Source organism: Niastella koreensis GR20-10 (assembly GCF_000246855.1).
Lineage (GTDB): Bacteria > Bacteroidota > Bacteroidia > Chitinophagales > Chitinophagaceae > Niastella > Niastella koreensis.
This window is the reverse complement of record NC_016609.1, coordinates 6,132,906-6,148,325: the sequence shown is the minus strand read 5'-3', so window position 1 is coordinate 6,148,325 and position 15,420 is coordinate 6,132,906. Positions and strand designations below refer to the sequence as shown.

Below are 15,420 nucleotides of genomic sequence, written 5' to 3'. Positions count from 1 at the left end.
TTAATATCTCGGTAATCTATGCCAATTATGTGCTTTAGCTTGATTCTTTAGAAAAGCTTATAATAGATGTCAAATTAGTAATACAAAAATGTGTTCGCTGGCTATTATATAATTTGACCGAATTAGATTTTATACCTAATTTATTATGAAAATAACTTTCAAATTGTTTGTCGTCAGATGAAAAATCTTATTCTATACATAACTTTCTCCTTTTACGCTTTGCCGCTTCTTGCGCAAAAACGCAGCATTGACCATTCTGTTTATGGAAGATGGATGGGTAGCGACAAATCTTCTTTTTATAACTCAATTATTTCAAAGGACGGAAAGCGAGTTATATACTTTGCCGGTGCGGCAAGAGGTGCCTTTACAATGTTTATTCATGAATTGGAAACTGGATGGAAAAAGGAAGTCCAGGGCGTAAGAACGGCAAACCTAATTTTTGGAGATAAAATATTAATTTATCACTTACCATCTGATACCCTCGTTTTTCTAAATTTAATTGATAAATCAATAGAAGTAATTGGAGGGGTACAAAGTTATAAAGTTCCAACTTTGCTTGCTGATAACCTAATTGTTTATCGGACAAAAGATATGGAGGTTATTGTTCGAGACTTTTCCAGACAAATAGAAAAGAGCTTTCAAGGTATTACTGATTATTATCTTAATGGTCCCGGAACATCTTTATTGTTACAGTCAGAAGTAAAGGTACCTATCCCTTTAATTTATCTGAGACGGATAAATATGGCAAATTTTTCAGCAGATACTATATTTAAGAGCAACAATAAAGTTGAAGGGTTAATTTTTGATCGAGAAGGAAATCAAACGATTTTTTTTGTAAAAGGAAATGAGGAAAAGGGAAATACCTACAAGATTATGTTTCTTAATCATGAAATGCGGAGAGCCGTTACTCTTATTTCAGAAAATACTAAAGGAATTAATTCTGAACTACGCATAAGTCCATTCCCTGCACCCAAATTCAGCCCCAACGGGAAACGATTATTTTTTACCTTAAGAAATTTTGAAGATAAATCTCTTGAAGAGGCTTCCTCGAATTCAGTTAAATTGGATGTTTGGCATTATTTAGACAAAAAACTTCAAACTGAGCAGTTAAATGAAAGCGATTTTTCTAATTATATTAATGCGATATACGATATTAAAGGGAATAATTTAGTGGCTATCAATTCTGGTGAAGATGATGCGAGAAATGTTAAATTGAGTGTGGGAGGGAATGGAGATTACGCATTAGTTTTCAAAAAAATAAATAATGACGAAAAGTTCTGGAATCAATTGAATAAACTAGATGTATTGCTTGTTTCCTTGAAAGACGGGACAAGCAGAACTCTTGTAAAAGGTAAAACATCGATAGAAACAGCGGATGTTAATTTTTCTCCTAGTGGTAATTATGTCATTTGGCCCGATAGGATGGAGAAGCAGTATTATAGTTATAATGTTAATACTGGCCAGTTAAAAAAAATTACAACAAAGGTGCCTGTTCCTCTGTTTGCTGATAATACCTTTCCTAGTTTTAAAGTTCCTTACGGAATTTCTGGCTGGTTAAAAGATGATTCTTTTGTATTAATTAATGATAACTTTGATATTTGGAAGATAGATCCTAAAGGCTACAATAAACCCTTAAACATTACGAATAATTATGGGCGTAAACATAAATTAAGATTGCGCGTGTCTACTTTTGATTTTGGAGAGTTGCCGGTTTTCTCATCCAACAGTAAAATACTAATAAAGGTTTTCAACTTATCAAACTGGGATAACGGTTTTTTTCAGGTACAATTAGGATATGGATCAATAGATCCTAAATTATTGGTTATGGGTCCCTATGATTATATTCCAATTGTAAAGGCAAAGCAGTCGGAGGTGTTTATAATAAAGCGTTATAATTGTGAAGACGCACCTAATCTATTTTGGACTCGGTCATTTCAGGATTTTCAGCCAATTAGTGATATTCATCCACAAAGTGAATTTAACTGGATGACTGCTGAACTTATTCGATGGAAGATGTTTGATGGGAATGAAAACGAGGGAATCTTATTCAAGCCTGAGAATTTTGACCCTAAGCTAAAATACCCAGTAATTTTTAATTTTTATCAGTACCCTGGGCTTCTTCATTATTTTCGATATCCCGAGCCGAGTAATGGGGAAATAGATATTCCATATTTCGTAAGCAACGGATACGTTGTATTTAGGCCGGGAATTAAATTTATTAAAGGAAGGCCCGGATATAGTGCCTACAATTCTACAGTGTCTGCTATTAGGTATCTTTCAAAGTATTCATGGTTTGATAGTTCAAGACTCGGATTAAGTGGAATTAGTTATGGTGGATATGAAACAAATTATTTAGTGACTCAAACTAATGTCTTTGCTGCAGCAGCCCCGGCTGCGGGTATGTCGGATCTTGTTAGTGATTATAATGGGCTTTGGAATAATGAAAGCAAACAGTTTATGTATGAGAAAAGCCAGGGACGTATTGGTGTTACTCTCTGGCAAAATCCGGGCTTATATATTCAAAACTCTCCTATTTTTTCTGCAAATAAAGTTAAGACTCCAATTTTGATTTTGCATAATAAAGGGGATAAAGCTGTTTCGTGGGGACAAGGCGTGGAATGGTTTACCGCCCTTAGGAGACTTGGTAAAAAAGCTTGGATGCTTCAATATGATGGAGAGGAACACGGACTATATAATTATGAACCAAGAATTGACTATTCTATCCGTCTCTCGCAGTTTTTTGATCATTATTTAAAGGGGGATGCAGTTCCATTATGGATGTCTAGAGGAATACCAGCAATGAAAAAGGGAAAAGATCTTGGATTAACACTTGATTTAAATGGAAGTTGTGGGAGCGATTGTAAAATTTGTCAAAAGGAATTACATATAACTAAGAAAGATACTCGGGTACATAATGTAACTAAAATTAAAAATGTGAAATATTTCAAATAAATGTAAAGGGATTTTTATCAAATTACAACTAAGTTTATTGTAATTATATTTAGAATGTTATTGTGAACTGCTTTATCCTAAGAAACGGTGTAATTGAGGATGCCTTTCTAAAAGATAGATCTACTTGTTACTTCTCTTTCTATTTAACAGTGTATTAACTGGGATTGGCGCTGGTTAAATTTTTAATTGTTTCAATGTCTGTGCCGCCTATTATTACTTTCTTTAGCTTTTGTTGTTTATTATATATCACTAGCCAGGGATATGAATATGCTGAAAATTCCTTGGAAAAATAGTTCGTATAATCTCTACCTACGGTTATGTTTTTATAGTTTCCTAGCTTATAATATTCCTTGAACTCATTCATCGTTATAAACGATTTATTAGTAAAAAAATAAAAATGAACGTTTTTTAATAATTTAATATTTCTAATAATGGTTTCTGTTTGTTGTTGACTGAATTTGCAATTGGGGTCAAAATACATGAGGATTGTAAAATCGTTATTAGGTAGCTTTTTAATATTGCAGACAGTACTATCTGTGAGTAGAATATTAAAGGGTTTCAACGTCGTAAGTTTGGGGTTGAGTCCTTTTTGCAAGCAGCCAATCAGATAAACATATATAAGCAAGGTTGGAAATAGGATAACTTTATTCATATAAATTATTTTATAGTCGCTACTGTTGATTCAACTTATATATTCACGTCATAAATTTTCATTCAATACTTTACGACGCATTAGTATTATTGCTCCGAATATTTTTCGATTAAAAAGATTTATATAAGAGCTTGGCTAATGAAAGGGCTGCTTGTAAAAAGCAGCCCTTAAAATATCCGACAAGGATTAATTGAATGCCTTGAACGCAACTGTCACTGGATTAGAACAAGTTGTAGAGCTAACTTGTGTTCTGTATTTTGTACCTGCAATGTCGCAATCTTCAGGCAAACCTGTTGCTGGATTTACATCTTGGTCATTTTCATGACAAGCGATAGCAACGCAGGAGTTAGGAGTTTGCTGAATAAATAGGGTGCTAGGAAGCTTTTTGAAGGCATATGTTGTAGCGATAGTAGTTAAAAATGCCAATGCTCCTAATGTTATTTTTACATTTTTCATAATAAAATGCTTTTTAAAATCAAAAAGCTAAACTTAAGGTTTAATTGTTAGCGCCTACTCGATTTTATGGTTTTCGGCTTCCCCATCTATCCAAAGTTTATTTCTGGCCTGGAAACTTAATTTGGATAAGCTGGCTACTGCGACTTGATCAGAGTAACAGCAACCTATAAACAAGTAATATCTGTTTGCTTGAGTTGGGAATTGATGAGCTGCATATTCAGCAATGATATTTGATTTAAGAAGTGGATGTATTTTGGTTCGTTTTTTTTCGCTTGATGGTATTTTAGATTACGATGATCGATATTCCGTTGTAAATTAGGCAAGTTTTTCATGTTTTGTTTTCAATAAGCCCTTTTCAAGTCTTATACCAATTATAGATATCAATACAAAGAAGCAGTTAAATATTAAATGGTTTTTCCAGCCTAACTCGTCTATGATGCCACCGCAGCTGCAAGGTAGCTTTGTACTAAATGTAAATAGGGCCGATATATATAATGTAAAGCTCAACATCAAAGCAAAGGAGGCATACAAACCATACAGGCGAAGTTTCGGGATAATTAATGCTAAACAAGTTATGAGTTCAACTGTTGGGATAAAGATCGCCATCGGTTTTGATATCCAAGCTAAAATTGGTGAAGTTGCTATTTGTGCTGTAAACGCTTGGTAGTCTTGGATTTTTGTAATTGCGGCGTAAGCGAATAGTAATATTAAAGCTATTGCAATTACTTCGTTAATTATTACCCTTTTCGACCAATTGGTTTGGTCAAGGAAATTTTTTTTAACTGTAATGTCTGATAAGGTGGATCTGTTCATAAAACAAGCTTTATAAGAATTACTTTTATTTAGATGACCATTGAGACGATGACTAAAATGTCTTATAGTTCGGAATAGATCTATTGTTTTTGGGGAATACTAAAGATGAGTGATTAACACGTTAGACAGAATAAATCCATTGTATAATGGAGGTACGGAATAACTTGTAACCGGTTTCCATGTCAGTCAGGTTCAAATTGCTGAACATATTTGAGAAAAAGGTAAGCACGTGGTTTCCAATAGAAGGCCAGAAGAATGGGATGCGGTGTGGATTGCCAGCCACCCATAAATCTTGAGCCGTATTCCACATTTGCCGAACCGGGTAGTATTGGTTTTAACAACGTATTATACTCGCCCGGGTCATATTTCAGGTCAGCATCCTGAATTAGCGGGTAATCGACCATTGTCTGGTCGATACCCGAATGGATAGCCGCATTTACATCGTGCTGTATATACTTGAGGTAGCTATTTGTAAGGTTGGGGGTATTTGCGAAAGAGGTCCGTAATGACGCTTCGGTATTATCTGCGCTATAATTATTCACAATAATCGCATCCTTTTCTAAATTACATATCAGCTTTACTTCATTGATGTGGCCGAGGAATGATGTAATCGAGTTCTCTTCATTGTACGCGTGGATAAAAATAGATAACCGCCTGATGCGATAATTGTCATTCATTTCATTCTCCGGCACAAACCGGTTGGCCCCGGTCGTTGCCGGAACTTTGAATAAGGTTTCCATGCTCTATTTATTGTTTAGACAAATAAATGGCTCTCCAATCTAATGGTGTAATTCCTCGCAATAAGTATTGGTGATTATATCTTCTTTGCATCTTCCGGTTCAACTCCCGGAGCATTCATCCTTTTGATACATCAAATATACGGTCATCGAAAGGCGAAAGTCAAGTGATTTCTATTGATACTTCGCACAACTTATTTATACTTTGCACACGTTTCATTGCTATTGATTGATTCATGGTTAATTACGTGTAGTCATAATCGTGCTCAATAAAATTAAGCACAAAAACTATCGCCTTCAGTAAAGTCGAACATCTCTTTTGGTGTTACCTTGAAGTATCTTTTGAATGCATTGTTAAATGCACTGGGGTTACTGTAGTGCAGTGTAATGGAGATCTCCTTTGCATCTTTGCCTGCTGCCAGCATGTCTTTCGATTTCTCCATTCGTACCCGTAAGCGGTAATCTCTGATTCCTACGCCGTATTCATCCTTGAATGCCTTTTGCAGCACATTGCGGCATACGCCATACTTCAGGGCTGTTTTGTAAGCGGTGCATTCATCGCCCAGGTTGTGATCGAAAATTTCTTTCGCCGCAGTAATAGCGGTCACTACATGCTTCTTTAACTTCTTTCTGTTACGCATTGGAACTGGTTTAATGATAGATAATACACACAATCTCATGTCGGGTTGGGACTGTATGTGATTTGCGTCGCTGGTTTTGGGGAAGTTCTACCGGTTGAGTAGTATATAAGGGACTGTTCCAGGGGGATTGCTTTGCTGTAATTTTCGCCAGATGGATGGCGCCCGCCCGGTAACCTTTTTAAACATGATTGAGAACGGACGGGTAACATCATAGCCGGTTTCCCAGGCTATCTCGTAAATGTGCAGATTGGTTTCTAGTAACAATTGCATGCCGGTGAGTGCACGCGCCGTGGTCAGGTATTTCTGTATGCTTTGATAATATATTTTGGGAAATTCGGCGGCGAGCTTCTTCGGACTCATGCCCACGCGCCTGCTGAGGTATTCCAGCGTTATCGGTTTGTAAAATTCTGCATCTATGATCTCCCTGGCCTTTATTATTTTTTTCTGATCGATCTCTGCACGTGTTTGTTTTTTCATAATATAGGTTAAGGTAAATGAACTGAAAGTGTTGTTGCCTCTTGATCTATCAGTTAATACTAAAAGTAATCGTTAGTGTGCTTGAATCGCTGGTGTCAGTCAGGATTTGTTTTGTAAATGTAAAACCTCCCGGTACTCGGATTTAATATTTATATCAGTAGTATGTATTTTCCTGTAAATTAATAAGGTGCATTTTTGAATTTTGCCAAAACGACGAAATTTTTATCAATGGGCACTGATCGGATACCCGCGCTGGTAGCGGATTTTGGAAGAAAATGTTACAGGTTGCAAGTTACAGGGAATTCTAATCCCTGCAACCTGTAACCTGATATTTTAATCCTGGAACTTTAAACCCGGAACTCTGAACTCTGAACCTGGAACTCTGAACCCGGAACTCTGAACTTGGAACTCTGAACTTGGAACTCTGAACTCTGAACCTGGAACTCCGAACTAATTATGGCAACTCATACTGACTAAAGAAGCTCCAGATCAAATCAGTCGCATTAAACGCTGATGATGGAGGATCTGCATTAACGCTGGCTGGCAATCCTCCTGGCCAGGAGTGTCCGCCGTCTTTGGTGAGGTATAATTGTACGGTAGTGTTCGGACTGCAATTCATGTACTGCGTTTGTGTATACAGGCTCGCATCTGTGATAACCTGCGGGGTTATAGTGCATTTGTCGATCCCGGCCCAGACGCGCAGGGTAGAGTCAACGGGTGGAAAATAATAGTTGGCCAGTCCATACCCGCCGGCATAGGGCACCTTGGTGTCGATGGCTGAATGGATGTGCAGCACCGGCACCGCTCTGACCGCATTACAGGGCTGCAGCGTTAACAACGTTCCGCTCACGGGTGCAATGGCCGCCAGTTGGTTAGAAAGCTCACAGGCCAGCCGGTACGTCATCATAGCGCCATTGCTCATGCCTGTCACATAGATCCTTTTGGGATTGATCTTATAACTACTGGTGAGCTTCGCAATTAGTTGTTTTATAAAATGTACATCATCGATGCTGTGCTGCATGGCAAAATCACAACAGGTGCCGGCATTCCAGGTGCGGATGCCCAGGATGCCATCGCTTTGCACGCCTTCCGGGTACACCAGGATGAAATGCGCGCTGTTCGATTTGGCAGTCAACCCATAATCCTGCTCCATCTGGCTGGCGCTGCCTGCTAATCCATGCAGGGCGATCACCAATGGAAAATTACTGCTGTCGTTATAATTGGGTGGCAGGTTCAGTAAATACGTACGGAGATACCCATCCAGCTGCATCGAATCATAAAAATGAAAATTGGTAACAGGCGGATTGTCTGTCTTCTTTTTACAATTCGTAAAGCCAAGCGTCAAAAACGTCAGTACACAATACAGGAGCGATTGTTTATTCATACTTTTTAGGGTAAAGATGGAATTGTTTAGGTGTGAATTTTGAGCGAACGGGGTGAAGCTGAAAAAATTGGGGTTGAGGTTACTTCAGCGAGGGCCGACCTGTCAGGTCCGCAGCAACAGACTGATAAGGCGGGCGGATAAAGCGGACCTGACAGGTCTTGTTGCTATCCTGAAATGTGGTAATTTTATACACACAAACCCCATGCAATCTCAATTCATAATAGCTTGTTACATCGTTATGCTGGTGCTCGGTTTCAGCCGTCCACCAGGTCCTGTAATTTCCTGTGGTGCAAACGCGGCCACCTTTACCGCTACCATCTCCAGTGTACGCAGTGGTAACTGGTCAAATGCCGCTACCTGGGGGGGAAAGGTGCCGGGGCCAAACGATGCACCGGTTATTGCAGCGGGTAATACGGTGATCGTGGATAAGGATGTTACCGTTTCTGGAATGCACGTGGTGGGTAAACTGATCGTTGATCCCACGCGTGCTGTTGTTATCAGTTCTTCCAAAAACATCCTGGTTACCGGGCAATGGCAAATGCAGCCTGCCAAACTATCTATCATTCAAACGCTTCGGTTTACCGGCATCGATGAAGATAAAATGGTGGGCAGCGGCATGGACATGATTAGCAGTGACATTGGCTTGTGGGTAATGGGAGCGGGGCAGTTGCAGTTACAGGGGCAAAGAAAAACCAGCTGGACAAACGCCACTTCTTCCATTGCTGCGGGCGCTACTAGTATTACTGTTAAAAATGCCGGAGGCTGGCTGGTGGGCGATGAAATAATTATCACGCCAACGGCAGCTGATGCGCGTAATGTAGATGTTCGTACCATCACTGCTATAAAAGGGAATGCGATCTTGCTGAATGCGGCGACTACCGCTCATCCGCTCATCAATAATTTATGGACGGCCGAAGTAGGTAACCTTACCCGCAATGTGCGCATCGAAGGTACAGCCACTGGTAAGTCGCATATTTTTATTCGCTCCTCTGTGGCGCAATCGGTGCAACAGGTGGCCTTCAGGTATTTAGGCCCGCGTAAAGACCAGGGCGGTTCTGCCGTAAAAGAACAGGTGCTGGGCCGCTATGGCCTGCATTTTCACCATTGTGATGATGGCAGCGATGGATCGGTTATCGATGGCTGTGTGATGCGCGATATAGATAACCATGCCTACGTGCCGCATGTAAGCAATGGCATTACCATGACGCACAACATCGCCTTCAATTGTATGGAAGCGCCCTTTTGGTGGGACCTGCCCGATGCCACGCATCGCACCGTATGGGCCCATAACCTGGTGGCGTCGCCCAAATACTTGCAGGGCGCTATCTCGATCGACACAAAAGGGGCTCCCACATTTGGTACGCATGCCTTTGTGCTGAGCATGGGCGACGACAATCGCTGCGACAGCAATGTAGTGGCTGGTCAGCAGGGGCTGGAAACCGTGAATGCCGCGTATGATTGGGAAGAAATGCCCATTGAATCTGCCTGGATCTTTAAAGGCAATGTGGTGCATAATTCCGATTGCGGTATTCGCAGCTGGCAGAACAATGGCAAGAACCATGTGCTGGAACAAACTACTATCTACAATTGCAAGGTGGGCGTAAACCATGGCGCCTATGTAAACAACTATACCTACAATGGTGGTTATATATACAACAGCGTGTTTGAAGACCATGCCGCCAGCGGCGCCAATGGCGTGCGCATTGAGAATTTGACACTCGATGGCGGGGCGCAAATTCCTTATCCATTCCGGATGGTGGAAGGCCCGGCCAAAGGTTCACGTCCCATTCTGCTGCGTAACTGTATCATCAAAGGTGGAACAAAAGGGGCTATTGAAAACGCGAGCTCCAATCTGCCGAAATCGCTAGACGTGGTGCAATGTGAGCTGCGTGGTGACATTCATTTTACGCCCGATGCGGGCAAGGAGGAAGTGATAAGGGTTCAACCCATAAAAGGACAGCCCTACATGCTTACAAAGGCCGGACGAACAGCCATCTCTGCCTTTGCCCCATTGGTATGGGGTAATGGCGAAGGGCTGAAAGGTGTTTATTATAACGGCAATGATTATGATACCGCCGTGGAAGCGCGCGTGGATCCGTTGATCAGTTTTCCCGAATGGCGCATTCCGCTGCCGGGCCTGGCAACGGGTGTTCATTATAAAATAAAAGATAATAAATACAGCATCCGCTTTACGGGTTTTGTACAACCTCAATATACCGAAGACTATACTTTTTCTGCTGAAGTGGCCGGCGGGGTTCGGTTATGGGTAAATGATAAACTGCTCATCGATCGCTGGCACGATCTGTATACCACAACGCATACTTCCCCTGCAATAAAACTGGAGGCCGGGAAAAAATACGCCATCAAACTGGAATACTTTAACCAGGACGACCGGTCGGCCCTCTACCTCTTCTGGCAAAGCCCTTCCCAGGAACAGGAGCTGGTTCCCCAAACCCAGTTATACCCCAGGTAAAAGAATTTGATTTAAGTCATATAAAATTAATGCAGCCACCTGCTCTTCGCATTGACTGAATGCCTACCTTGTATGTCCTTTCTTTTTTCCGCACCCGCCTGATAAGTAGCCATAGTCGCCCGTTACTGAGAATCACATTGCTTAATTCATTATTGTTAACATTCAAAACCAACAGACATGTCAATTACAGCTGAAGTAGTTAACTATGCTACTGATCCTTCTATTGAGGTTCAAACAAAAGCATTTTTGAAAGCACTGAACAGTGGTGACGGAAAACCGATGGAGAAAATGACGCCGCAGGAAGCCCGCCAGGTGCTGGTAGGCGCCCAGAAATCGGTATCGGTTGACCTATCGGGCATTGACGTGATGGAAAAAACAATTACCCAGGACGGGCTTACGGTTAAATTGTACGTGGTGCGTCCGGCCGGGGTGGATAAGGAATTACCGGCATTTATGTTCTTCCATGGCGGCGGCTGGGTGCTGGGCGATTTCCCAACTCACCAACGCCTGGTGCGCGACCTGGTGGTACATTCCGGCATGGCGGCCGTGTTTGTTGAATATACGCCATCGCCCGAAGCAAAATACCCCGTGGCCGTTACGGAAGCTTATGTGGCTACCAAATGGGTGGCGGAGAATGGCGCGGACATCAATGTAAATGGAAAAAAGCTGGCCGTGGTGGGCAATAGTGTAGGGGGTAATATGGCCGCTGTAGTGGCCCTGATGTGCAAAGAGAAAAAAGGACCGGAATTACAATTCCAGGTTTTGTTTTGGCCGGTTACCGATGCCAACTTCGATTCGGAATCGTTTCATCAATTTGCCAATGATCGCTTTCTTACCCGCAATATGATGATCTGGTTCTGGGATAATTATACAGCCAGCGATACGCATCGCGAAGATATTTTTGTTTCGCCCTTACGCGCTTCACTCGATCAGTTAAAAGGACTGCCGCCAGCCCTGGTGCAAACAGCTGAGAACGATATATTGCGCGACCAGGGCGAAGCCTACGCCAGAAAAATGAACCAGGCCGGTGTACCCGTATCGCTGATCCGCTGCCAGGGCATGATCCACGATTATGGTATGCTGAACCCGCTGTCACAGATACCCGAAGTACAATCTCTTATCCGGTATGCTGCGGAAGAGATTAAGAATGCATTGAAATAAATTATCAATAATAATAAAGTAGGGCCTTCCCATCTATTTGATTGGGAGGCTTTATTTTTGGTATCTCCTGCTGCCTGATGCCTTCTATACCGCTGGGATATACATAACGGTGCATGCAAAACCGTAATTGTAGAATAATGTAATCTGTCCTTATCATATACCTATCCATTACCGTTTTGTTATTAAACAATTAATTTTTACTTTTGATGAACAAAGGTGTATCAATGTTCATCGTTATCAGGTTGCAGCTACAACCTGATAACATCTGCAATAAAGTTTATATTGTAGAAGATGTTACACTTGGTTTTTTCTTTTCATCTCTTGTATAGCGGCCGGGCCACACACCAGCCGCTATTTTTGTAAATAAACAAGTTAAAGATTAGATAATAAGTTGTTCCCATTTATTGTGAAAGAAATAATAAAATTGCAGGCCTAATTTGCACTTAACCATGCGTGCACGCCTTATCACTTTTATCGTTGCTGTGAGTATATTTATGCTGTCCGGTTGCTCAAAAAAGGACTATCCGGGTGGTTACATACCTACAGATTCCCTGGGAATAATCAATAAATGGGTGCTGGATAGTATGAAACGTTATTACTACTGGAACAGCAGCATTAACACTTCACCGGATTATTCCTTAAATACCGCTTCTTTCTTTGCTTCCCTGTTGTCGGTAGCTGACCGGTTTTCGTGGATCAGCGATGGGAGTTCCCTGCAACCGGCATCAAATTCCTATTTTATATATGGGTTTCATTATGCCTTGTTACAATTGCCCGCCGGAGCAGGCTACCTGGGGGTAGTAACCGATGTTAGTATAGGCAGTGCGGCCGCCAATGCAGGTTTTAAGAGGGGAACCTATTTTACCCGGGTTAATAGCGAGGCCATCAATAGTTCAAATCTCAATGCTATAACGCATATTCTGAAAAGCCGTTTGCCCATAACCCTTACCCTGGCAGATTATAATGGTGGGGCGGTGCTGGAAGGAAAGGAGATAAACCTTGCTCCGGGCTTTGCAGGTGAAAATGCCATACAGTATACGCGCACATATAGCGCCAATGGCATAGTGACCGGTTACCTCAATTACCGGTCGTTTGCAGAGAATAACGATGGACAGTTGATACAGGCTATTACCAAATTAAAGGCTGCCAATATCAATGAATTGATCCTTGACCTGCGATACAATGCAGGTGGCAGCGTTGCCAGCAGCGCCAAGATGGTCGCCCTGGTAGCTAATTCGCTAACAGCTAATGATGTGTATGCTATTTACCAGGGGAATGCACAGGAGGGGATGCATACCAATACACTACAGCAGGTACTAAACACTTCTGGAAATACTTCAGGCCGTCAGTACAGTACCCTGCAGTCTGCGGCCCTTTCATTGAAAAGAATATTTATCCTTACAACCGGGGGTACCACGTCGGCTGCCGAACTGGTGGTTAATAATACAAAGCCTTATTTGCCGGTGATACAGATCGGCGCTGCTACCGGTGGTAAAAACGAAGCCAGCTTTCTGATCCAGGACCAGCGGGTTCCCCGCGAGGTTTACTGGACAATGGAACCTACTGTGTACAAACTGTTCAATAAAAACAAAGAAGGCAATTATGAAACCGGACTGGCGCCTGATTATGCAATTGATGAACTGGCTTTTCTACCACTGGCAGACGTAGGCGCAGTCAGCGATCCGCTGATAGCAAAAGCTTTTTCGTTAATTTATGGTTCGGGACCTTATCCTGCCGGGTACGCCAATTTGCGCCAACAGACGCAAATTGCTGTAACACCTGTGTATCGTTCGGCAGAAGAAGAAGCCCTTCGTCAGCCAGCCCGCATCACAAACCGGTAAATTAACTTCATTTAAGGTTATTGTAAAAACCATGACCCAGTTAGAAATCGAAATTAAGAACGGCAACCGTGCAGCGTTTCAGCTGTTTTTTAACAACACCTATAATAGAACCACAGCATTTCTCACCCACGCAATGTACAACAGCAGCTATGCTGATGATATAGCCCAGGAAGCATTTGTGAAGTTGTGGGTGAACCGGCAAATGATAGACCCGGCTCAATCCCTCGACGCCTGGTTTTTTACCATCGTGCGTAATACGATGATCTCACATTTGCGTAAGATGGTAGCAGAAAAGAAAAAGGGGAGTACTACACAATTATTACTACAGGAAGCAGAAACAGAAATATACGGGTACACAACCAACGACGGACTGCACCATTTGCAACAACAGGATATCAGGCAGCTCTTTAACGAGGTTTTGCAATCAATAGACCCGGTTAAAGAACGTTGTTTTCGTTTGCACCGTGAGCAGGGGCTTACCTACCGCGAAATTGCCCAATCAGAAAAATTGAGTGTAAAGACTGTGGAGCGCTATATCAGCGACACCCTGAAATTGTTAAAGCTTAAATTCCCTGTTACCGCTATCTTAATATGGCTGCTATTTGTTTAGTTCAAAATGGCGACTTTACGCAAAAAGCTCACTTAATAATTTGGTAACATACCAGGCTGAGGGTACCTGGTGCCGCCAGGCGTAAATATAGTAAAGTAACTTATGCAGGCAGGTTTTGACATAAATGTGTATCTCAAAAAACTGGCTTCCGGCTCTTTACCTGAGCAGGAGCTGGCTCACCTGCAGGAGATACTTGACCAGCTTACGCCCGAACAGGCTGCTGCCTGCTGGCAACAGCAACAGTGGGATGCATTTCAGTTAACAGAAAATGAGGCAACGCCTGAGCGGCAGCTAATATTAAAGGACGCCTGGGAACGCTGGTTACAAAAAGTGAATGCTGTAGAGCCGTTTGAGCAACCAGCCATCATTTTGCCGCTTCAGCCCAAATGGTGGAAAAGGAACAGCTGGCTTTATGCAGCCTGTACCATTGGCGTGTTGATGGTAACTGGTTTATTGTTGGTAAAAGACCGCCACCATTCATCATTGGTTAATACCCCGGTTGCCCAAAAAGAAGTAAAATGGCTGCAACTGGAAACGGCAGCGGGTGAACGCCGTTCTTTCATTTTTCCGGATGGCACCAAACTGTATTTAAATGGCGATAGTAAAGTGGAATACCCTGCCCGCTTCAGCGATAGTACAAGGAATATAAAAATTGATAAAGGGGAAGTGTACCTTGATGTACGCCGGGATAAAGCCCATCCCTTTGTAATAGGCACAGGCGATATTAAGATACGAGTATTGGGAACATCATTCAGTATACGCAACCGGCCTGGTGAAAAAGATATTTCTGTGGCAGTAAGAACCGGGAAAGTAACTTTTTACGATAGCCGCAATAATCAGCATCAGTTACTGCTGCTGCCCGGTTTTAAGGGCATCTATCAGCATAAAGATCAGCAATTACTGCAATTGCCTGTTCCGATTGATGATGTAGCAGGTTGGATGCGGAATGAATTTATGTTTGAAGATGCCACACTTCTGGAAATACTTCAAACCCTGCATTATAGTTATGGGTTGCAATATAAATTGGAAGGTAGCAGCGCCCTTTCCAAAAAAAGGTTCAAAGCTACGTTTCGTAATCGCAGCGTAAGCAGTATGCTGCAATTACTCAGCAGGATGGGAGATTTCATTTATTATAAGCGCGATTCTGTTTTTATTATTCATTAATCCGGCATTGGTCAACTGTTAAAAACCCCTGTTGGTTTTCCATCAATAAATATTAATAC

At 41.9% G+C, this 15,420-nt stretch carries 13 protein-coding genes; 6 read left to right on the top strand and 7 right to left on the bottom strand.

Annotation, left to right across the window (positions count from 1 at the left end):
* Positions 1-177: 177 nt before the first annotated feature.
* A complete protein-coding gene (locus tag NIAKO_RS37140) occupies positions 178-2,952 on the top strand; it encodes a S9 family peptidase (RefSeq protein WP_014221130.1) in 2,775 nt (924 codons plus the stop codon).
* A 154-nt stretch (positions 2,953-3,106) separates the two neighbouring features.
* Here NIAKO_RS37140 and NIAKO_RS24425 read toward each other — a convergent pair whose 3' ends face one another.
* The 7 genes from NIAKO_RS24425 to NIAKO_RS24395 all read right to left on the bottom strand — a co-directional run bounded on the left by NIAKO_RS24425 (position 3,107) and on the right by NIAKO_RS24395 (position 8,112).
* Positions 3,107-3,604 carry a hypothetical protein gene (locus tag NIAKO_RS24425; protein WP_014221129.1) on the bottom strand — a complete coding sequence of 166 codons (498 nt, stop codon included), beginning with the start codon at positions 3,602-3,604 and terminating at the stop codon, positions 3,107-3,109.
* A gap of 186 nt (positions 3,605-3,790) precedes the next feature.
* Positions 3,791-4,060, bottom strand: a complete 270-nt coding sequence (locus NIAKO_RS24420; RefSeq protein ID WP_014221128.1) for a hypothetical protein — start codon at positions 4,058-4,060, stop codon at positions 3,791-3,793.
* Positions 4,061-4,375: 315 nt separating this feature from the next.
* Positions 4,376-4,873 (bottom strand): MauE/DoxX family redox-associated membrane protein, encoded by a 498-nt coding sequence (locus tag NIAKO_RS24415; RefSeq protein ID WP_014221126.1) that lies wholly within the window; start codon positions 4,871-4,873, stop codon positions 4,376-4,378.
* Positions 4,874-5,055: 182 nt separating this feature from the next.
* Positions 5,056-5,613, bottom strand: a complete 558-nt coding sequence (locus NIAKO_RS24410; RefSeq protein ID WP_014221125.1) for a glycosyltransferase — start codon at positions 5,611-5,613, stop codon at positions 5,056-5,058.
* Positions 5,614-5,885: 272 nt separating this feature from the next.
* Positions 5,886-6,251: a helix-turn-helix domain-containing protein gene (locus tag NIAKO_RS24405; protein WP_014221124.1), complete on the bottom strand. Its 366-nt coding sequence runs from the start codon at positions 6,249-6,251 to the stop codon at positions 5,886-5,888.
* 87 nt (positions 6,252-6,338) lie between these two features.
* The gene (locus tag NIAKO_RS24400) at positions 6,339-6,728 is read right to left on the bottom strand and encodes a helix-turn-helix domain-containing protein (protein WP_014221123.1); all 390 of its coding nucleotides are present in this window, start codon (positions 6,726-6,728) and stop codon (positions 6,339-6,341) included.
* 454 nt (positions 6,729-7,182) lie between these two features.
* A complete protein-coding gene (locus NIAKO_RS24395) occupies positions 7,183-8,112 on the bottom strand; it encodes an extracellular catalytic domain type 1 short-chain-length polyhydroxyalkanoate depolymerase (RefSeq protein ID WP_014221122.1) in 930 nt (309 codons plus the stop codon).
* A gap of 202 nt (positions 8,113-8,314) precedes the next feature.
* Between NIAKO_RS24395 and NIAKO_RS24390 the strand changes: the two genes are divergently transcribed.
* The 5 genes from NIAKO_RS24390 (at position 8,315) to NIAKO_RS24370 (ending at position 15,361) form a co-directional block, all read left to right on the top strand.
* Positions 8,315-10,585 (top strand): PA14 domain-containing protein, encoded by a 2,271-nt coding sequence (locus NIAKO_RS24390; protein ID WP_081195935.1) that lies wholly within the window; start codon positions 8,315-8,317, stop codon positions 10,583-10,585.
* A gap of 177 nt (positions 10,586-10,762) precedes the next feature.
* Complete coding sequence (locus tag NIAKO_RS24385) at positions 10,763-11,746, top strand: alpha/beta hydrolase (protein WP_014221120.1); 984 nt, start codon at positions 10,763-10,765, stop codon at positions 11,744-11,746.
* 449 nt (positions 11,747-12,195) lie between these two features.
* Positions 12,196-13,587 carry a S41 family peptidase gene (locus NIAKO_RS24380; protein WP_014221117.1) on the top strand — a complete coding sequence of 464 codons (1,392 nt, stop codon included), beginning with the start codon at positions 12,196-12,198 and terminating at the stop codon, positions 13,585-13,587.
* Between the two features lie 31 nt (positions 13,588-13,618).
* Positions 13,619-14,197, top strand: a complete 579-nt coding sequence (locus tag NIAKO_RS24375) for an RNA polymerase sigma factor (RefSeq protein WP_014221116.1) — start codon at positions 13,619-13,621, stop codon at positions 14,195-14,197.
* 102 nt (positions 14,198-14,299) lie between these two features.
* Positions 14,300-15,361 (top strand): FecR family protein, encoded by a 1,062-nt coding sequence (locus NIAKO_RS24370; protein ID WP_014221115.1) that lies wholly within the window; start codon positions 14,300-14,302, stop codon positions 15,359-15,361.
* The last annotated feature ends 59 nt before the right edge of the window (positions 15,362-15,420 follow it).